General features: G+C 72.0%; 17 protein-coding genes. 10 read left to right on the top strand and 7 right to left on the bottom strand.

Annotated elements, in window-relative coordinates:
* Positions 1-11 precede the first annotated feature (11 nt).
* The 3 genes from J2S42_RS08215 to J2S42_RS08205 are packed head-to-tail and all read right to left on the bottom strand — an operon-like array spanning position 12 to position 2,359.
* A complete protein-coding gene (locus J2S42_RS08215) occupies positions 12-773 on the bottom strand; it encodes an ABC transporter permease (RefSeq protein WP_307237014.1) in 762 nt (253 codons plus the stop codon).
* A gap of 18 nt (positions 774-791) precedes the next feature.
* Positions 792-1,748 (bottom strand): ATP-binding cassette domain-containing protein, encoded by a 957-nt coding sequence (locus tag J2S42_RS08210; RefSeq protein WP_307237011.1) that lies wholly within the window; start codon positions 1,746-1,748, stop codon positions 792-794.
* Positions 1,745-2,359, bottom strand: a complete 615-nt coding sequence (locus J2S42_RS08205) for a GNAT family N-acetyltransferase (RefSeq protein ID WP_307237007.1) — start codon at positions 2,357-2,359, stop codon at positions 1,745-1,747. The genes J2S42_RS08210 and J2S42_RS08205 overlap by 4 nt, the downstream gene beginning before the upstream one ends.
* Before the next feature lie 180 nt (positions 2,360-2,539).
* Here J2S42_RS08205 and J2S42_RS08200 point away from each other — a divergent pair, with 180 nt between their 5' ends.
* From J2S42_RS08200 to J2S42_RS08155, 10 genes are read left to right on the top strand one after another with little or no spacing between them, the layout of a single operon-like run.
* Positions 2,540-4,264: a condensation domain-containing protein gene (locus J2S42_RS08200; protein ID WP_307237004.1), complete on the top strand. Its 1,725-nt coding sequence runs from the start codon at positions 2,540-2,542 to the stop codon at positions 4,262-4,264.
* Entirely contained in the window at positions 4,255-5,193 is a 939-nt protein-coding gene (locus J2S42_RS08195; protein ID WP_307237002.1) for a 3-oxoacyl-[acyl-carrier-protein] synthase III C-terminal domain-containing protein, read from the top strand. The genes J2S42_RS08200 and J2S42_RS08195 overlap by 10 nt, the downstream gene beginning before the upstream one ends.
* Positions 5,194-5,202: 9 nt before the next feature.
* A complete protein-coding gene (locus J2S42_RS08190) occupies positions 5,203-6,564 on the top strand; it encodes a preATP grasp domain-containing protein (protein ID WP_307236998.1) in 1,362 nt (453 codons plus the stop codon).
* On the top strand, positions 6,561-7,844 hold the full coding sequence (locus J2S42_RS08185; protein ID WP_307236995.1) for a type III PLP-dependent enzyme: 1,284 nt from the start codon (positions 6,561-6,563) through the stop codon (positions 7,842-7,844). Before J2S42_RS08190 ends, J2S42_RS08185 begins: the two co-directional genes overlap by 4 nt.
* A 3-nt stretch (positions 7,845-7,847) precedes the next feature.
* A complete protein-coding gene (locus J2S42_RS08180) occupies positions 7,848-8,105 on the top strand; it encodes an acyl carrier protein (protein ID WP_307236992.1) in 258 nt (85 codons plus the stop codon).
* A gap of 1 nt (position 8,106) precedes the next feature.
* Positions 8,107-8,922, top strand: a complete 816-nt coding sequence (locus J2S42_RS08175) for a hypothetical protein (RefSeq protein WP_307236989.1) — start codon at positions 8,107-8,109, stop codon at positions 8,920-8,922.
* A 12-nt stretch (positions 8,923-8,934) separates the two neighbouring features.
* Entirely contained in the window at positions 8,935-9,498 is a 564-nt protein-coding gene (locus J2S42_RS08170) for a hypothetical protein (protein ID WP_307236985.1), read from the top strand.
* Positions 9,491-10,693, top strand: coding sequence for an acyl-CoA dehydrogenase family protein (locus J2S42_RS08165; RefSeq protein WP_307236982.1), 1,203 nt, complete (start codon positions 9,491-9,493; stop codon positions 10,691-10,693). The genes J2S42_RS08170 and J2S42_RS08165 overlap by 8 nt, the downstream gene beginning before the upstream one ends.
* Positions 10,690-11,088, top strand: a complete 399-nt coding sequence (locus J2S42_RS08160; RefSeq protein WP_307236979.1) for a holo-ACP synthase — start codon at positions 10,690-10,692, stop codon at positions 11,086-11,088. The genes J2S42_RS08165 and J2S42_RS08160 overlap by 4 nt, the downstream gene beginning before the upstream one ends.
* 21 nt (positions 11,089-11,109) lie before the next feature.
* A complete protein-coding gene (locus tag J2S42_RS08155) occupies positions 11,110-12,318 on the top strand; it encodes a glycosyltransferase family 2 protein (RefSeq protein ID WP_307236976.1) in 1,209 nt (402 codons plus the stop codon).
* A gap of 116 nt (positions 12,319-12,434) precedes the next feature.
* Here the strand turns inward: J2S42_RS08155 and J2S42_RS08150 are convergent, their stop codons facing one another.
* From J2S42_RS08150 to J2S42_RS08135, 4 genes are all read right to left on the bottom strand, one after another.
* Complete coding sequence (locus J2S42_RS08150; RefSeq protein ID WP_307236974.1) at positions 12,435-15,551, bottom strand: AfsR/SARP family transcriptional regulator; 3,117 nt, start codon at positions 15,549-15,551, stop codon at positions 12,435-12,437.
* Between the two features lie 71 nt (positions 15,552-15,622).
* Complete coding sequence (locus J2S42_RS08145; protein WP_307236970.1) at positions 15,623-16,792, bottom strand: hypothetical protein; 1,170 nt, start codon at positions 16,790-16,792, stop codon at positions 15,623-15,625.
* 97 nt (positions 16,793-16,889) lie between these two features.
* A complete protein-coding gene (locus tag J2S42_RS08140) occupies positions 16,890-18,050 on the bottom strand; it encodes a HesA/MoeB/ThiF family protein (RefSeq protein WP_307236968.1) in 1,161 nt (386 codons plus the stop codon).
* 171 nt (positions 18,051-18,221) lie between these two features.
* Entirely contained in the window at positions 18,222-19,799 is a 1,578-nt protein-coding gene (locus J2S42_RS08135) for a cellulase family glycosylhydrolase (protein ID WP_307236966.1), read from the bottom strand.
* Positions 19,800-19,959 lie beyond the last annotated feature (160 nt).

Below are 19,959 nucleotides of genomic sequence, written 5' to 3'. Positions count from 1 at the left end.
TCCGTCTCGGGTCACCGGTCCTCGCGGGTGAAGGTGTAGCAGCCGATGCCGACCGCGCCGGCCGCGAACAGGACCGCCAGCCCCACGCCGAGCATGACCGTGGGGGTCAGCAGGTGGCCGGTGAACGCGTCGCGGACGGCGTCCACCATGTATCGCAGCGGACTCAGCGCCGAGATGTTGGCCAGCCACCGTGGGGCCAGCGCCATCGGCAGCAGGATCCCGGACAGCAGCAGGAGCAGTACCGTGAGCAGGTTGATGACCTGGGCGAACGAGTCCTCGTTACGGGTCGTCATGGCCAGTGTGTACGACAGCGCGGAGACTGCGACCACGATCGCCACGACGAACGCCATCGCGACCGCGATTGCTGCGACCGAGACCCGCAGCCCCAGCGCGAACGCCGTACCGATCAGGATCAGCGCCTGGACGGAGGTGACGGTGACGTCGCGTAGCAGCCGGCCGAGCAGTGGAGCGGCCCGGCTGACCGGCGTGACCCGCAACCGTTCCAGCACGCCGGCCCGCCAGTCGGCGATGAGCGCGAACCCGACGAACGCCGAGCCGAACAGGCACAGCTGCACCAGCAGCCCTGGCGTATAGATCTGCCAGGCGTTGCCGGAGGGGAAGCCGGGTCTGCCCACGAGCCCGGTCAGCAGTGGCCCGAACAGGACCAGGTAGAGCGCCGGCTGAGCCAGCCCGAACAGGACCCACAGCGGGTTGCGCAGCGACAGTTGCAGCTGCCGCCGGTAGATCAGAGCGGTGTCGCGGACCGTGTGCATGGCTCTCCTCCGGCGGGGTCAGGCGTCGCCGTCACGCAGCGACCGCCCGGTGAGCGTGAGAAAGACGTCGTCGAGGGTCGGTCGGGCGAGCCGGATCGAGCGCATGCCGACGCCGTGCGCCTGCAGGGCCTGCATCACGTCGACCACCGCCCGCTCTCCGTTGTCGACGACCAGGCGTACCGACCGGTCGGTCACGGCGAGCTCGTGGATCCCCGGCCGGCCGGCCAGCGCGACCTTCGCGGCATCGGTGTCGCCGCTGACCTCGATGGTCACCAGGTCACCGGAGATGCCGCGTTTCAGCTCGTCCGGAGTGCCGCGGGCGACGATGCGCCCGTGGTCGATGACGAACAGCCGGTCGCAGAGCGCGTCGGCCTCGTCCAGGTAGTGGGTCGTGAGGAACACCGTGGTTCCGGCGTCCTCGCGCAGCGCGCGTACGTGGTCCCAGACGTTGCCGCGGCTCTGCGGGTCGAGACCGGTGGTCGGCTCGTCGAGGAACAGGACGGACGGGCTGTGCATCAGGCCCATCGCGATGTCCATCCGGCGTCGCTGGCCACCCGACAGGGTGCGGACCTGCCGGTCCCGTACGGTGTTCAGGTCGAAGTCGTGCAGCAGCCGGGTGGCCCGGGACACAGCGTCGGCGCGGGACAGCCGGTACAGCCGGCCCTGCAGACACAGCTCCTCGGCGACCCGGGCGTTCGGGTCGACACCGCCGGACTGCGCGACGTAGCCGCTGGCGCGGCGTACGCCGGCCGGATCCCGGACGAGATCGATTCCGGCGATGTGCGCCGTGCCGGAGGTCGGTCGCAGCAGAGTGGTCAGCATCCGCAGGGTGGTCGTCTTGCCCGCGCCGTTGGGTCCGACGAAACCGATGATCTCCCCGGCCGCGACGTCCAGATCCACCCCACACACCGCGTTGACGTCCGACTTGCCCGAACGGAACCTCCGGGCGAGTCCGCGTGCCTCGATGGTGGTCATGACGCCGACTCTAGGTAGCGCGACGGACCGGAAGCATCGGGGAAATCCCGGGGGCCCGGCCGCGGCTCCGGCAGCTCGCGCAGCATCCAGTCGAACGTCGGCTCACCGGCGCCCGTCGCGGCACGCGCCACCGCACCCCACCCCCAGCGCCGGTACGCGGCGTGTGCCGGCTGGTTCTCCGGAAGCACACACAGCAACGCCCGCTGTTCCGGCCGGCCGAGCAGGAAACCGTCGTGCAGGCGCCGGCCGATCCCGCGGCGTCGCCACCGCGCACGCACCATGATCTCCTGGATGAACACCGACCGCCGCCCGGTCTCCACGGTCATCTCCGCGGGCAGCCGCCCGGCCAGCGGCTGCCACCAGCGGGTGAAGAACGGTAGCGGCCAGCCGTACAACAGTCCGGCCACCGTACCGTCCACTTCGGCCACGAGCAGCTCGAAACCGGGCTGCCGGATCGCCAGCCGCCACCGTTGCCGGAACGCCGCCGCGGAGAAGTAAGGGTCGGCGCCCCAGGCCACCCCGGCATGCACCTCGGCGTGCACATCCACCACCGTCTCGGTCAACTGGCCGGCCCCTCGTGAGCCGTAGCGCCGCACCGTCATCGCTTGCATGGCCGCCCCTCGTGTCACCGACAGATGCGGCACATCCTGCGCACCGGCGTGCGCAGCCGTAAAGACATCGGCACCCCGAAACGGGCGCATGTCAGGGATTCCCCCGCTGTTCCGGCCTGCGGCGCTGCCTACCGTTTGGTCCTGTTCGCAGCGTCACCACAGCCGAGGCCGGGAGGGCGGATGCAGGACCTGAGAAGCGCGCAGCACCTGGCGGCGCGGTTCGGCGGCGCGTCGGCCGGGACCGCGCCGGCGACGCTGGGGCAGCGCAACGTGCTGGCCTGGATCGTTCGCCAGCACACCGAACGTTCCGACGTGCTCACCCGTTCCGTCGAGATCCCCGCGGGAGTCCGGCTCCCCGGCATCGTCGACGCCGTTCGCACGTTGCTGGTCCGGCACGAGGGCCTGCGTACGACGTTCACGACCGACGCGGCCGGCGAGTGGATCCAGCGGGTGCACCCGGACGGTGAGCTCGTCATCGAGGTGTATCCGGACGAGAGCGAGATCGATCCGCGGTGGTGGGGACGGCCGTTCGACCTGTCGGCCGAGTTCGGTGTGCGGTTCGCCGTGATCACCGGCGCCGGCCGGCCGGTGCGGCTGCAGTTCGCGATCTCACACGTGACCGGCGACTTCGCCACCCGGGAGATCCTGGCTCACCAGCTCGAAGCGATGTTCGCGGACCCGCAGCATCACCTGCCGGAGGCACGCCAGCCCCGCGACCAGGCCGCCGACGAGACCTCGCCGGCGGGCCGGCGCCGCGCCGAGGCCGGACTGCGCGCCTGGGACCGTGCGATGCGCAAGGCGCCGCAATGCATGCTCTCCATCGCGCCCGCCACCGCCGGCGAGTCCGGACCACGCCAGGCCGTGCTGTACTCGCCGGCGGCCGCGCTGGCACTGGATCACGTGACCGCGCGCACCGGTGCGAGCCGGTCCACGGTCGTCTTCGCCGCGTACGCGATGTTGCTCGCCCATCGCACGGGTCATGACAGCTGCGCGATGATCGCGGTGTCCGGCAACCGGTTCCGGCTGGGTGCCCGGGACTACGTCGGCACGATCGCCCAGGACGCGTTCGTGCGGCTCGACATCGCAGCCGCGCTCGACGGCGTGATCCAGGACTCCCGGGCGTCCCTGATGAGCACGTACCGGTTCGGGCAGTACGACACCGCCCGCCTGTACGAGGTGATGGGCCGGATGGAGTACGAGCGGGGCACCCGGTTCCATCGCGACTGCGTGTTCACCGACATCTCCGTCCACCGCCGGATGCCCGGCGCCGAGCCACGCACCTCGACCCTCGCACAGATGCGGGAGGCGGCGTCGCGGACGCGGGTCACGTTCATCACCGCCCGGGACCTGCCGGTGCTGTGCGAACTTCAGGTGTACGAGCTGGACGAGCAGGTCACGCTGGTGCTGCAGGCCGACACCGGGTTGCTGCCGTCGTGCGAGATCGAGGGATTCCTCCGCGGCATCGAGCGGCTGCTGATGGCCGCCGCCGACCGCGACGTCGAGGCGGCCGAGCTGGCGGCGGTCAGCGGCATCGCGGCGCCGGTACGTGGACCGGGCTGGCACCTGATCGACTCCTGCTGGATCCGCCCGGACGCCGTACGCCGGCTGCTGCTGGACGTGCCCGGGGTGACCGACGCCGTGGCGTACGTCCGGGACGGTTCGGTCGTCGCCCATCTGGTGTGCGCGGACCCGACGACGAGCCTGTTCGACATTCACCTCTCGGCGGTGGCCCGGCTCCGCGGGCGCTACACCGCGATGGCGCCGCACCTCTACCACCTGCACGCCGCCCGGCCCGGCCACCCGGACGACCCGGCCGCCTGGCGGAGCCTGCCGGTGCTGGCCTCCGGCACCGGGCGGCGTGCCGACCGGCCCGCCGGTCGCCCCGAGGAGATGCCGTGCCGCTGACCACGCTGAACCGGATCGCGACCTACGTACCGGAGCGGTCGGTGCCGGTCGAAGAGGTCGCCGCCGAACTCGGCATGAGCCGGTACGCCGGTCGCATGTTCCGCAAGTTCCACGGACTGGACCGGCTGCGCCAGGACCCGCAGAGCACCGTCCTCGACCTGGTCGTCCCGCCCGCCGCCGACCTGTTGCGGCAGACACCCGACCCGTCGGCGATCCGCTACCTGCTGTTCGCGCACACCATCCCGGACGTCGCACCGTCCACCCTGAACGTGGCCGAGGAGGTGGCAGCCCGGCTCGGCCTGACCGGTGTCGAGGCGTTCGCGGTCACCCAGCAGAACTGCGCCAGCGGACTGGCCGCCATCGACATCGCCGGCGAGCTGCTGCGGGCCGACGGCGTGCCCGGCGCGCAGGCGCTGGTGGTCACCGGCGAGAAGGCGTTCACGCCCGTCACCCGGTTCATCGCCGAGACCACGATCATGGGAGAGGGATCCGCGGCCTGCCTGGTCGGGATCGACGGCCCGAGCAACCGCGTCTGCTCCTACGTCGCACGCACCCAGGGCCGGTTCGCGCACGGCATCCGGTTGACGCCGGTGCAGCTTCGCGACTTCAACGACAGCTACGCGCGTGACCTGACGGCGGTCATCATCGAGACCGTCGAACGGGCCGGACTGCGGCTGACCGACCTGGACATGGTCGTGCCGCACAACGTCAACCGGCTGCTCTGGACCCGGATCATCGCCGAACTGGGTCTCGGCCAGGACCGGATCTTCCTGGACACCATCGCCGAGTACAGCCACTGCTGGTGCGCCGATCCGCTGCTCAACCTGGCGGCGCTCGCGGACGGCGGACGGCTGATCAAAGGCGGACGGTACCTGCTGACATCGGTGGGCCTGGGCTCCACCTACGCGGCCATGGTCATCGAGCACTGAGGGAGAGGCATGAGCCGATATCTGAGCCAGCTCAAGGAAGCGGTGACCGGTGCCGCGGACACAACACTGGTGTTCGTCTGCAACTTCGAGGTCGAGCGGCAGTGGGCCACCGGCCACGTGGGACTGCCGGGCGTCGCGGTGGCCTCGGCTCCCGCGGTGGTGCAGCGGATGGAGGAACTGGGCGTGCTGCTCGCCGGCCCGGCGGACCACCTGCTGCTCAAGCATCCGCTGGACACCGGCTACCTGGACTACCTCACCCGGCTGGGGTTCCGCGTGCCGGCCGTGCTGTGCCCGGAGCGGACCCACCCGGACCGGTCGACCACCGAGGACGCGCTGGACTCGCCGGACCTGCTGCGGACGTTGCGCGGGCTGAGCCCGGGCGCCCGGCTGCTGCCGATGGGCGCCGCGGTGGGCGAACAGAAGCTCGCCGACAGCTGCGGGCTGTCCCTTGCCGGCGCCGGCGCGGATGTGGCCGAACGGGTCAACGGAAAGGTGTACGGCCGCCGGCTGACCGCGCGGGCGGGACTGCGTGAGGTGCCCGGCCACTGCTGCGAGACCGTCGACGAGCTGGCCGAGGCGCTGGGCACGCTGGACGCCGTCGGCCGGCCATTGGTCGTGAAGGACGCCTACGGGGTCTCCGGACGTGGCCTCGTCGTGGTGGACACCCCGGCGCGGGCCGGCCAACTGATGCGTCTGGTGCGCCGGCGCGCGGAGCGTACCGGCGACGACCGGATCGAGGTGGTGGTGGAGCAGTGGCTGCCCCGCCGGCACGACCTCAACTATCAACTGACCGTGACGCGCGACGGTGGCGTGCGGTTCGACTTCGTCAAGCAGGCGCTGACCGAGGCGGGCGTACACAAGGGTCACCTGATGCCGGCCGCGCTGACCGGCGCGCACCGCGCGGAGATCGAGCATGCCGCGCAGTCGGTGGGTGCGGCGCTGTACCGGGACGGGTTCACCGGCGTCGCCGGCGTCGACGCGATCATCGACACCGACGGGCAGCTCTACCCCGTCCTGGAGATCAATGCGCGGCTGAACATGTCCACCTACCAGGGCGGCGTCGTCGAACGGTACCAGCCGCCCGACGGGATCGGCCTCGCCCGCCACTACACGCTGCGGCTGCGGGCGACCTGTCCGTTCGACGCGGTCGAGTCCGCCCTCGACCGCGCGCAGCGCGGAACCGGCGGCCGGATCGTGGTCACCAGCTTCGGCACGCTCAACGCCGCGGCGCCGTCCGCCAGCACGGCCGAGCCGTTCGACGGCCGGCTCTACGCCATGCTGTTCGCCCCCGGCAGACCGAGCCTGGACGCACTGGACGGCGCGGTCCGGCAGGCGCTCGGCCGCATCCCGCAGGTACTGGAGGTCCGATGACCGACGAACTGACCGTGCAGGGCATTCCCGTCTCCGACCTGGCACAGCGGTACGGGACCCCGCTGTACGTCTACGACGGCGACGTGCTGCGCTCCACCTACACCGGTCTGCGCGACCTGCTCGATCCGCACATCGACGTGTTCTATTCGGCGAAGGCGAACCCGAACATGAGCGTCTGCGGCGTGCTGCGCTCGCTCGGAGCCGGCATGGAGGTCTCGTCGCTCGCCGAACTGATGGTGGCGCAACGCATCGGTGTCGACCCGGCGGACATCATCTTCCTCGGGCCCGGGAAGACCGTGGCCGAACTGCACGCCTGCGCCGAACTCGGCATCCACGCGGTGGTGTGCGAGTCCCTCGACGAGCTGAAGCTCCTCGACTCGATCGCCCCGGAGTCCGGGATGCCGGTCCTGCTGCGCGTCAATCCGGCTTTCAGCAGTAAGGGATCGCGGCTGGCGATGGGCGGAAAGCCGCGCCAGTTCGGCATCGACGAGGAGATCCTGCTGGGCGCCGGGCCGCTGCTGCGACAGCTGCGGCGGGTGCGCGTGATCGGCTTCCACGCCTATCTGGGCACGCGGATCCTGGACGCCGCCGACATCGTCAGTAACACCCAGGGCGTCCTGGACGTCGCGGAGCGGCTCGGTGCCGAGCTCGACGTCCCGCTGGCCACGGTGGACTTCGGTGGCGGCTTCGGGGTGCCCTACTTCGACAACGAGAGTCCGCTGGACCTGGCCGCCACCACGGCGGGCATCAACGACGTCGTCGCCCGGTTCCGCCGGCGCCACCCGCACTGCCGGCTCATCACCGAACTGGGCCGTTACCTGGCCGGCTGGTGCGGCACCTACGTCGTCCGCGCCCAGTACGTGAAGCAGTCCCGCGGTGAGTGGTTCGTGGTGGCCGACGGCGGCACCAACCACCACATGGCCGCGGTCGGCATCGGAAGCTTCGTCAAACGTAACTTCCCGATCCGGTCCCTGACGCACTACGACGCGCCGGCCGATCGGCAGTACACGGTCACCGGCCCGCTCTGCACCCCCAACGACGTGGTGGGCGCGAAGGTGAAGCTGCCGGAGATCCGGCCCGGTGACCTGATCGGCGTGCAGCGATCCGGCGCGTACGGACCATCCGCCTCGCCCGTGCTGTTCCTGAGCCACGGACACCCGGCCGAGGTCCTCGTCCTGGACGGCACACCGCACCTGGTACGCCGCCGGGACACGGCCGCCGACCTGATCGACCGGCACGTACTCGCACCGCAGTCGTACCACCACACAGGAAAGGGCTGACCCATGGAACGTACCCGTGTTCTCGCCGCGATTCAGGACGCGCTCGCCGAGGTGCTGCAGCGTGACGACATCCAGATCACCGAGGAGACGCGCCTGTTCGAGGACCTGCACCTCGACTCGACCTCGGTGCTGACCCTGCTGATGGCGTTGGAGGACGCGCTCGGCATCGAAGCCGACCCGGAGGCGCTGGACATGGACGACTTCCGGACCGTCCACACGTTCGCGAACTGGATCGGCGCCAGCCTTCCGCTGACGGCCTGACATGGCGCTGACCCTCGAGGCCGCGGCCGTGGTCACCGCCGAGGCCAGGCCCTATCACCGCGACGAGGGCTTGCTGGTGTACCACCGGGACCTGGCCGCGCCCTTCGATGCCGAGGTTCGGGAGCAGCGGCTCGCCGAGGGAACGAACGTCACGTTCACCCACCTCGCCGAGCTGCTGCTCGACCGAACACCGTTTCCTTCCCGGGTGCCTGACATGATCATCGTGAGTTACGCGCTGCCCGACTGGTACCCGTTCATGACCGTCGCGGCGCACGTCGACCATCTGCTCGGCGGCGGTTCGCGCTGCTTCGCGGTCTCCGAGCAGGGGCTGTGCGCACCGTTCACCGCGCTGCGTATCGCCTCGGCGTACGCCCGGTCCGGACGCTGCGACACGATGGCCCTGCTGGTGCTGGAACAGGGCACGCTGCCCTACCACGAACCCCTGGTGCACGACACGCCGCTGGCCGACTCGGGCGTGCTGCTCCGGTTCGGCGCGGCCGGCGGTTTCCACGTCCACAGCGTGTACGCCGGCCTCGCGGACGAGCCGCTGGGCACCGTGCTCGACCGGGCCGTCGCGTCGATGCCGGCAGCCGGCACGCTCGTGGTCGCCGGTCCCTGGACGAATCCCGGGGCGCTCGCCGGCCGCGGCCCGGTGCTCCGGGTCACCGCAGGCTCGTACTGCACCAGCGTCTGGCTGGAACTGGCCCGGCAGCACGAGCTCTGGGCCGGGCAGTACCGCGCCGTCGTGCTCTGCGACACCGACCCACGCTCCGGCCGCAGCCAGGCGATCCTGCTGCGCGCCGACTCCCACCCATAGAGGAGGCATCCCATGGCGGACAGCTCCATCGGCTACCCGGCGTCACTCGACGCCCTGCACGAGGCCACGGCACCGGGGCGGCTGGTCGCCTCCGCGGGCGGCCACGTCGTCGCGTCGTCGGCGGCGCTGCCGCTCGTCGACGGTGACCTGTCCAGGTTCGGCGCTGCCTGGGCCACCGCCGGCCAGGACACCGAGCCGGCCGCCGGGCAGTTCCGGCTCGGCCTGCTGCGCCTGCACACGGCGTTGCTGCGGGACACCGTCACCAAGGCGATGGCGACCCTGGACGGCCGCACCGCCGACGGTACGAGCCTGCTGTCGCGGCAGCTGATCCAGGGAGCGCTCGCGGACGCGGCCGCCGAGATCCGGGAGTGCGAGCAGATGTACCTCATGCCGGGGCCGCCGGGCGTGGCCAAGGACTGGCTGATCAGTCAACGGCTGATCGCCACCGGCCGGCGCCTGCTCGACCTGTTCGGCGCGCGCGGCTTCCTGGCGGACGGTCCCGCGGTGGACCTGTTCCTGGCCGAAGTGACCAGCAATGTCTACCTGCATCCCGGAACGGAGAATCAGGATGCCTGACCTGACCACCGCCGGCCCGCCACTCGGCACGGATCTGCTCGACGCCCGGTTGACCACGGTGCTGCGCCACTGTCGCGACATGGCGCCGGACATCCGGGCGGCGGGTGCGGCGATAGAACGTGACCCCGACGCCATCGTCACCCTGCTGGACCTGCCCGCCGTGGCGGTACTGCGCGCGGCGGCTACCCCGCAGCGCTACCAGTACGAGACGCCGGACCTGGACGGTGTGACGCTCACCGGCACGTCCTGCCTGGAATGGACGGTGGTGCTGGAGGCCGTCTCGTACGGTGATCCCGGTCTGGTGCTGGCCGGCCCCGGCCCGTCCCTGTCCGGCGCCGCGGTTGCCGCCCTGGGCAGCGAAGCGCAGTGTGCGGACTACTTCGCCCGGATGGCCGGCCCGACGTGGACCTTCTTCGCGCTCACCGAGCCGAACAAGGGCAGCGCCGTGCTGGAGCTGGAGACCCGGCTCGACCGCGCCCCGGACGGCGACGGCTGGCTGCTCAACGGCGCCAAGCGCTTCGTCGGCAACGGCGCCCGCGCGCAGCTGGGGGTGGTGTTCTGCCGCCGGGCACCCGGGCCGTGGGGCATCGAGGCGGTGCTGGCCGACACGTCGGACCCGGGCTTCCGCGGTGAGCTGCTGCCCACCGTCGGCCTGCGCGGCGCGCGGCTGAGCCACCTCCGGTTCGACGGCGTACGCGTCGCGCCGGCACAGGTCCTCGGGCTCGACCGGCCACCCAGCCGGCGCGGCTTCCACGGCGCCATGACGACCCTGCTGCGCTGTCGGCCCACCATCGCCGGAATGGCTCTCGGCGTGGGCGAGGCGGCGTGTGACTATGCGGCCCGGCAGCGACCGCACCTGCCGGCGGGGCAGCGGGCCCGGCTCGAGGCCATGCGTCACCGTATCGGCGCCGTCCGCCGGCTGGTGTACGAGGTCGCCGCGGACATCGACGCGGGCGTGGTGAACGCGCACCGGGTGGGCGCCGTGAAGATGCGTGCCGGCCACGTCGGCGCGGAGGCCACGATGCTCGCCGTGGACCTGCTCGGCCCCGGGTCGCTGCTGGAGCACCCGTGGCTCGCCAAGGCCAGCCGGGACGTACGCGGCTTCGAGTACATGGAGGGCACCACGAACGTACACCGGCAGTCGATCTTTCAGGGCCTGCTCAAGGGCACGTTCTTCCCGGAACGAGCGGCGTGACCGGCAGGCCCCCGGACCCACCGGCACTGCGCCTGGGCCTCGACCTGCTGGCGCTGTCCGAGCTGGACCAGCTCACCGAACGGGCCTGGTTCATGAACTACGTGTACGCACCGCAGGAGCGGTCCCAGGCCGGCACGATGGCCGCGAGCCGCCGGCGTGAGTACCTGGCCGCCCGGTTCGCGGCCAAGGAGGCCGTACTCAAGGTCCTGGGCACCGGCCTGTTCCAGGGCGTCCTACCACGTGACATCCGCCTGCCACGGGGCACGGGCGGAGCACCGGAGGTGGAGTTGGTGGCCAGTGCCGCCGCTGCGGCCACCAGGGCCGGCATCCGTGCGATCAGCGTCTCCATCACACACAAGGACAGCTTGGTCGCCGCTGTGGCCGCCGGCTGGTGACGGTCAGACAAGGAGATCACCGTGTCCAATGTCGCCGGGGCGCTCGACGTGGCCCTGCCGCTCGTCTTCGGCACCTATTTGGTGGCCGTGCTCGGCTACCTGACCCTGCAGGTCGCGTTCGCGGAGCGCGCTCGGCGGCACACACCCGCGCGCGGGTCGGAACGGCTGTACCCGGCCGTCGACGTGATCGTCCCGTGCTTCAACGAGAAACCGGCGACGCTTGCCGCGTGCCTCGAGTCGCTCGCCGCGCAGGACTACCCGGGTCGTCTGGCCGTGCACGTGGTGGACGACGGCTCACCCAACCGCGCCGCACTGCTGCCGGTCTTCGAGCGCTTCCGGCTCGACCGCGGATTCCATGTGTTCCTACTGCCGCGCAACAGAGGCAAACGGTACGCACAGGTCCATGTGATCAACGAGACCGACGGTGACGTCATCGTCGCCGTCGACTCGGACACCATGATCGCGCCGGACGGTATCCGGCACATCGTCGGCGCCCTGGACGAGCCGAACGTCGGCGCCGCCATGGGCGAGATGACGGCCGCGAATCGCGACGAGAACTGGCTGACCCGGCTGATCGACGTGCGCTACTGGTACGCCTGTAACCAGGAACGCGCCGCCCAGTCCCTGTTCGGCGCGGTGCTGTGCTGCTCCGGGCCGTTCTCCGCGTACCGGCGCTCGGTGCTGGAGAAGGTCCTCGACGACTATGTGAACCAGCGGTTCCTGGGCCGGCGCAGCACCTACGGCGAGGACCGCTACCTGACCAACCTGATCCTGCAGGTCGGCAGCCGTACCGTCTATGCGGCCCGCGCCCGGGCGGTCACCACGGCGCCGGACCGCATCCGGCCGTTCCTGCGTCAGCAGCTGCGGTGGAACCGGTGCACCTACCGCGACACGCTCGGCATCGCCGGACAGCTGCCCAGACTCGGTGCGTACCTGGTCCTGGACGCGGCCATGCAGGTGTGCGCGCCGTTGCTGCTCGGTTCGTCGGCGCTACTGGTGGTACTGCACGCCGCGCTGGCCGGTACCTCCGGCCTGCCGTGGTACCTCGCCGGATACGCGGGGGCGGCGGTGGCGTACTGCGGATACGGCGTCTGGCGTACTCGCGACCTGCGGTTCACCCGCTTCGCGCTGTACGGGGTGCTGCACGCCGCTCTGCTCATCCCGAACCGGCTGTGGGCACTGCTCACCATCACCGACGACCGCTGGGGGCGCCGGGGTGCCGCAGCCTGACATCGTCGCCCGGCCGGTGCCCCAGCAACGTCGAGGACGGTCCGGCTCGGCCAGAGCCTGTGTCGACGTGGGAGACGGGGCCGCGCCTCGCTCCGGCTCCCACGTCGACAGGAACTCTAACCAGGTGCGTGACGGGTTCGATATTCGTCAGGATCGCTGTGGCGGGTTCCCCGTCCGTCCTCCGGCACGGTGTGTCCGGGATCCTGTGGACCGCGAGCGTCGTCCGTACCGGGCGGGCCGGTGAGCAGGGAGTCGAGCGCGCCGGCCGCCGCGGCGTCGCCGGCCCGGTGGAACAGGCGTCGCGCCTCGACGCGGGCGTCGCGGGCCGCGTCCGGACGGCCGCGCAGGGACTCGGCGTCGCCGAGGGCCCTCCAGGCCTGGGCCCGGCCGTGGACGGAGGAGAGTCGCTCCATCCGGTCGCGGCCGGCGGTGAGAAGTCCGTGGGCGTGGGTGCCGTCGCCGAGGTCGATGGCGATCTCACCGAGCGTGATCAGCGTCTGGGCCTCGTTGAAGACCAGTCCGACGGCGCGGCACAGCCGCAGGCTCTCCTCGGCGGTCGCGCGTGCGCCGGCCGGGTCGCCGCGCCGCCGTCGGAGCGCGGCGAGATGGGTGAGGATGCTGGCGGTGTCACCGTCGAGGCGGGCCTCGCGCGCGGCGGTCAGCGCCTGCCGAAGGTGATGATCCGCCGCGACCAGGTCGTCGCGATCGCGGTGCACGATGCCGACCGCGATCGACAGCCAGATCAGCAGCCGGGTGAAGCCGCCGTCCCCGGCCAGCCGCAGGCCCTCGCCGAGCCGTTCCCGTGCGGTGTCCAGGTCACCGCTCATCCGGTGGATCCAGCCGACCTGGTGCAGCAGATTCGCCTCGGCCCGCCGGTCGCCCGCGGCCCGTGCGATCCGCAGCCCTTCCCGCGCCGGTGGCAGCGCCGTACCGAGGTCACCCTGCCGCAGTGCGGCCGCGGAGAGCAGGAGCAGTGCGTCGGCCTCGCCGAGCGGGATCCCGGCGTGCCGGAACAGTTCCAGCGCCGCCTGTGCCTCGGTGGCGCCCCGCTGCCAGTCACCGTCACCGCCGAAGATCTCCAGCTGGGCGAGGTTGCGGTGCATCAGCGCCCGGGCGGTGAGGTCGCCGGCGGCGACCGCCGCCCGCAGCCCGAGCCGGTGCGTGTCACGCCAGTCGCGGAACAGGCCGCGGGTCTGGAACTCCAGCATCGACGCGGCCGGGATCCGCCAGGCGGCCTCGCCCGACGCGGTGTGCGCGCCCTCGATCAGCCGGTTGCGTTCCGCGTCGTACCAGGCTGCGGGGTCGGCCAGCAGCGCGTCGATCCACGGCTCGTCCGGCGGCGCGGCGCCGGTGACGGCGGCGACCGCGGTCAGCACCCGCAGCGGCGCGCGCCGGTCGGCCTCGGTGGCGATGTCCGCCAGTGTGGTCCAGGTCCGTGCCAGCGCAGCCTCCCGGCCGGCGGTGCTCTCCTCGGCATCCGCACGCTCGCGGGCGTAGAGCCGGACCAGGTCGTGCAGCCCGTACCGGAGATGTGATCCGGGTCCGGCGCCGGTGATCCGCACCAGCTGCGCGTCGACCAGCAGGTCGAGAAGTCGTTCCGCCTCCGCGATCGGCGTGTCCAGCAGCGTCGCGGCGACCCACGCGTTCAGGTCGTCGCCGCCGAGCAGGCCCAGCCGGCGCAGCAACCGGGCCGCGTCGTCCGGCAGCGCCTGGTAGCTCAGCCGCAGCGAGCCACGCACGGCCAGATCACCGACGGTCAGCTCGTCCAGCCGGCCACGCTCGTCGCGCAGCGCGTCGGCCAGCCGTGCGACGTCCCAGTGCGGACGGCCGAGCACCCGGGCGCCGGCGATCCGGATCGCCAGCGGCAGCCGGCCGCACAGGTCGACGACCTCCGCGGTCGCGGCCGGCTCGTCCGTGCCACGGCCGGCGACCGCGTGCAGCAGCCGGGCGCCGTCGGCGGGGTCGAGCAGGCCGAGGTCGGTCCAGTCGACGCCGTCCAGTGCCGTCATCCGGGCCCGCGAGGTGATCAGCACGGCGCAGCCGGGCCCGGCCGGCAGCAGCGGATGAACCTGCGCCTCACCTGCCGCGTTGTCGAGCACCACCAGGATCCGCAGGTCCGCGACCCGGCTGCGGAACAGCGCCGCCCGCTCCTCCGCACCGGCCGGTACCGCGGACGAGGCCACACCGAGCGCCCGCAGGAACGCGCCGAGGACCCGGCCCGGGTCGGCCGGCTCCGGCTCGCCGCCACGCAGATCGACGAAGAGCTGCCCGTCCGGGAACGCGGCGGCGACGCGCCGGCTCGCCTCCACGGCCAGTGCCGTCTTGCCGATCCCACCCATCCCGGCCACCCCGCACCGCACCGGCCCGGCACCGGCGGCCCGCAGCCGCGCGCTCAGCCGGGCCACCTCCGCGCCGCGCGCGGTGAAGTGCGCGGTGCTCGGCGGCAGCTGCGCCGGTACGATCCGGCACCCGGTGTGCGGGTCTCGTTCCGGTGGGACGTCCGTGGCGGGCATGCCCAGGTGTGTGCGGGACGGGGCCAGCAGCTCGGCGTACAGGTCCCGCAGCCGGGCTCCCGGGTCTGTGCCCAGCTCCTCCGCCAGCAGCAGCCGGGTCCGTTCGTACAGCTGCAGCGCCTCCGCGGTCCGCTCGCTGCCGGCCAGCGCCGTCATCGCCTGCGCCACCAACTGCTCCCGCAGCGGATGCTCGCGCACCACCGCCAGCGTCTCCGCGCACACCTGCCGGTACGCGCCACGCCGCAGCTCCAGGTCGAACAGGTCCTCGTACGCGGTCAGCCGGCGCTCCGTCAGCCGCGCCGCCACCGCCCGGACCGGGTCCCCGGAGTCGTCGTCCTGAAAGGCCGCTCCTCGCCACAATCCCAGCGCCCGCCGCAACAACCCGCGGGCCCGTTCCGGCTCACCGCCTCCGGCCTCGTCGAGCAGCGCCAGGAACTCGTGCGCGTCCAGCTCACCGTCCGCGACCCGGAGCACGAACCCGCCCGGTTCCCGCACGATCCGGTCCGCGCCGAGCACCCGGCGCAGATGGTGGACCAGCACGCGCAGCGCGCCTGGTGCGCGCCGCCCGGCCGCGGGCCCCCACAGCGCGCCCGCCAGCGTGTCCGGCGGCACGGCCGCACCGGCCCTGGCGAGCAGCACGTGCAGCACCGTCCGCTGCTGCGGCCGTGCGACGACGACCGGCTGCCCGGCCGGTCCTGTGATCAGAAGTGGTCCGAGCACCGCAAAGCGCACATCGTCTCCCTTATGGACCCCGTATCGACGAAGTCCTCAAGGTAAACGTCCGGTGCCAGTCAGTGCAGGGCGCCGGCGCGTCGCATCCGGCGCTCCCGCACGGCCAGCAGCGGCGGCCCGGCCCACTGCAACAGCAGGATGAGCAGCACCGCGATCGATTCCCAGAACGGCAGGCCCGCCGGGTCCGGATCGCGCAGATTCGTCAGCAGCCAGCCGCTCATCGTCACCAGGTACGGCAGTACCAGCGTGACGAGCGCCCAGCCGAGGACCGCGCCGCCGGCCAGGTGGACGATCCCGAACCAGCGCGCCACCCGGTGATCGTGCGCGCTGACGGCCGCCAGCTCCGCGGCCTCGTCCGCGGTCAGCCGCCACAGCCGCCGCTTGGTGACGAGCTGGGTGGCCCGGTAGAGGTTGTGGCAGCGCAGCGCGTTGGCCAGCACCGCGTAGGCGTCGGTGCGCAGGAACACGCCCGCGCACTGCCAGACCAGCGCGTACACCGTGATCAGGACCAGCGCGGCGAGCAGCCGGTCGGCCAGCGGGGCGAGCATGAGCAGCTCGGTGTGGTGGGCCAGCCGCAGCAGCAGCGCGACCGCGAGCACGGTGGCGTCGAGCGCCATCCCGGCCAGGAACGGCCCGTACCGGCTGCGGCGCGGCAGCGCGTTCAGGTGACTCAGATCGGTCTCGAAGACCAGGTAGAAGCCGCGGTAGCTGACCCGGAACGCGGCCGGGACGCCGGCGGCGCGGCCGGCCAGCCAGTGCCACGTCTCGTGCATCGCCACCACCAGGTGACCCATCACCAGGAAGATCAGTGTGGACAGCACCGGGTCGGGCAGGAAAAGCGCGTCCGCGAACGACGGGCGCAACTCCGGCCGGGCGATCAGCAGCCCGATCGCGGTCACCGCCGCCAGGCCGTAGACGCACCAGGCGACCGGGCCGAACAGCGGCGCTACGACGGCCGGGTCGACACCCGCGATCCACCTGCCCCGCGTGACCTGCGGCGGGTCCAGCAGCCCGGCCCCGGCCAGGCCCTCCAGGAACGCGGCGCCGTCGACCGGCTCGCCGGCGACCTCGGAGGCCCGGGCGGTCGCGTCCTCGACCGACCCGGTCTCCTGCAGCGTGCGGACGAACACGGCCCCGGGCTCCGGGACCGCGACGTAGACGCCGAGGTCGGGCCGGCCCAGCACGTACGCGGATCCGTCGTGGGTGACCACGAGGCGGTCGTGATGCATGCCGGGCCGGTCCCTTCCTCGTCGTGCGACGGGCGTGCTCAGGAGTCGCTGGGCTGGCTGGTCAGGCGAGCGTCCTCGATGCGACGGATCTCGATCGTCATGGTGTGGTCACCTCCTCCCGTATCGGCGCGATGCCGTCGCCGCCGGTCACGGCGACGGAGCCGGGGGAGCCGCCGCAGACCGGGCAGTCCGGGTCGCGCGGCCAGTCGACGCGGCTGGTGGTGCAGCCGTCGGCGAAGTCGATCAGTAGTGGCCGGCCCGCGTAGGCGGGCGGCTCGAAACCGGTCAGGTAGCGCAGCACCTCGAACGCGGCGTACGCGCCGAGCAGCCCGGCGACCGGGCCGATGCCGCGGTTGACCGAGGGACGGCTGCGGTAGAGCAGCCGGGCCGCGCGCAGATGCGCGGCGTCCGGATCGTTCTCCTCGCCGGGCACCGACCCGTCCGCGCCGGGCGGGAAACACTCCAGGCAGGCGCCGCGGCGTGCGTCGACGGAGTAGACCACGCCCTGGGTGACCCACATGCCGCCGCGCACCCACGGCACGCCGCGCGGGACGCAGGCGGCGTTGACCCACCGGTCGACGTCGCCGGGCCGGTCGATGCCGGACGCGACCACGTCCGGGGCGTACCGGTCGAGTAGTTCGGCGACGCGTTCCGGGCCGTCGACCTCGCCGTCGACGGTGTGCACCTCGATTCGCGGGTCGAACGCGCGCACCCAGGCGCCGGCGCGTTCGACCTTGCGGGCGCCGCGGTCGTCCCAGCGGTAGAGGAACTGGCGGGCGAAGTTGCGGGTCTCGACCACGTCACGGTCCAGCAGTGTCAGCCGGCCCACGCCGAGACCGGCCAGGTGCGGGATGACGTTGGAGTTCAGGCCGCCGGTGCCGAGCACCAGGACGTGCGCGCCGGCCAGCTTCTGCCGCAGGTCCTCGCGGCTGGTGGCCAGCGAGGCGAACGACTCGAAGAACGCGAGGTTGCTGTGGTGCCGCTCGGCCGCGTCCGGCCCGTACCGGCCGAGCCGGTCGCCGTCCTCGAGCATCCCGTGCCGGTCCAGCGCGCCGATCGCGGTGATCACGTCCGCCTCCGGCACGGACAGCGCCGCGGCCAGCTCCGCGACGGTGCGGCCGCCCTCGGCCAGCAGCCTCACCAGCCGCTCGACGGCACCGTCCGGATCGTTGATCAGGAGCTGGAAGCGCCTGTCGTAGACCAGTCGCAGGTCCGCGCCGTCCCGCTGGTGGAGCGCGTCCTTCAGGCGTGGCCGCATCGTTCCCCCGCTCTGCCGATCTCCCCGGTGATCTCCGCGGATGACCTTGCCAGCGACGCGTTGGAAGAACGTTGGCCGCGCGTTGACCGGGGCGCAGCCACTGGCCGCGCATGACTCGCGCCCGGCGGGACGGGCCGGTGCCGTGGTGCCGGCGCCGGCCCGTCGCCGTGGTCAGGTGCAGGTGGCGCCGTTGAGGGCGAAGGCGGTGGGGGCGGCCGCGTTGCCGGTGTGGCCGGCCTGGTAGCCGATCGTGGTGGAGGCGCCCGGCGCGAGTGTGCCGTTGTAGCCGGCGTCGGTGGCGGTCACGGTGCCGGTGGCGGGGGCGTAGGTGGCACTCCAGCCGGCGACGATGGTCTGTCCGGTGGCGAGGGTGAACCTCAGCGCCCAGCCGTTGATCGCGGTGCTGCCGGTGTTGGTGACGGTGATGCTGTTGGTCAGCCCGGTGTTCCACGCGCTGACCGCGCTGACCGCCCGGCAGGCGCCGGGAGCGGCCGTCGGCGAGGCGGTGCGCGTGGGTGACGTGGTCGCGGTGGGTGTCGGCTGGGTGCCGCCGGCGGCGCTGATGATGGCCGTGATGATGCCCTGCTGGGTGACCGTGGCGGAGCTGCGGTCGAACAACCCGAACCCGTGCTGCCCGTTCCAGCCGTTGTCCCAGTAGGCGGTCGCCGCGCCGTACTTCTTCGCGGTCGCCACCAGCGTGCGCGCGAAGTCCGCGCGGTAGGTGTTGTTCGCCGCGTCGTAGGTGGTCTTGTCGATCGAGCCGTACTCGCCGACGAACACCGGATAGCCGCGCGTGACGAAGGCGTCGTGGGTTTTCTTCAGCTGGGCGTCCAGGTGGTCTTCCTGGCCCCAGGCCGACGTCTTGGCCGGGTCGGTCGCCTGCGGCCCCCATTGCGTGATGACGCCGTCCTCCTGCCCGGTGAAGTCCCACGGGTCGTAGTAGTGGACGGAGATCATGAGCCGCTGCTCGCCGGCAGGGACGGTGGGCGACCGGTACGCGTCGGTGGGGACGACGAAACCGTAGTTGCCCGCGGTGTAGTCGATGTTGGTGTTCCAGCCGGGGACCAGCAACCATCGGGAGGCGTTGTTGCCGCCGGTACGGCGTACCGTGTCGACGAAGATCTGGTTGTAGGCGTTGATGTTGGAATAGCACGGCTGGGTGGGTGCGCCGTACTGGCCGTCGAAGTTCTCGTTCATCGATTCCAGGATCAGGCGCTCGTCGTAGGCCCGGAACTTCGTCGCGACCTGCTGCCACACCTTCTGGTACTTGGCCCGGACGGTGGTCTGGTCCGCCGCGTCGCAGATCAGCCAGGACCCGTTGACGGTCTTGTAGCCGTCCCCGTGCATGTTGATCACCACGTATAGGCCCTGGCCGTATGCGTAGTCGACGACCTCGCCGATCCTGGTCAGCCACGCGGCGTCGACCGTGTGGTCCGGGCCCGGGCCGATCTTGCCCAGGTAGGAGACGGGGATCCGGATGGTCTTGAACCCGGACGCCTTCACCCGGTTGATCAGGTTCTGGGTCACCACCGGGTTCCCCCAGGCGGTCTCGCCGGGAATGCCGTTGTTGCTGGCTTCCAGCTGGTTGCCCAGGTTCCAGCCGGCGCCCATGCCGGCGACAAGTGCGGCGGCGCTCAGCGGGGCCGCCTCGTCGGCGGCGGCCGGTCTCGTGACGCCGTACACGGCGCCGGCGAAGGCCACGGAGGCGGCGACGAACGCCAGCCCCACCCTCCGTGCTTGCGATCTCATGGATGGTTCCCCTCTCGTACGGCACGAAGCGCGGGAACCGGACGGTGGGAATCCGGTGCGCGCCTGACCACGAGTCTCGCCACCGCATGCGGGGGTGTCAATCGATGAACATCAAAATAATGGTGGGTGGTGCCGCAACCGGCCGGGGCCGGCGTGGAGC

It is taken from the genome of Catenuloplanes indicus (assembly GCF_030813715.1).
GTDB lineage: Bacteria > Actinomycetota > Actinomycetes > Mycobacteriales > Micromonosporaceae > Catenuloplanes > Catenuloplanes indicus.
This window is presented reverse-complemented; position numbering and strand designations above follow the sequence as displayed.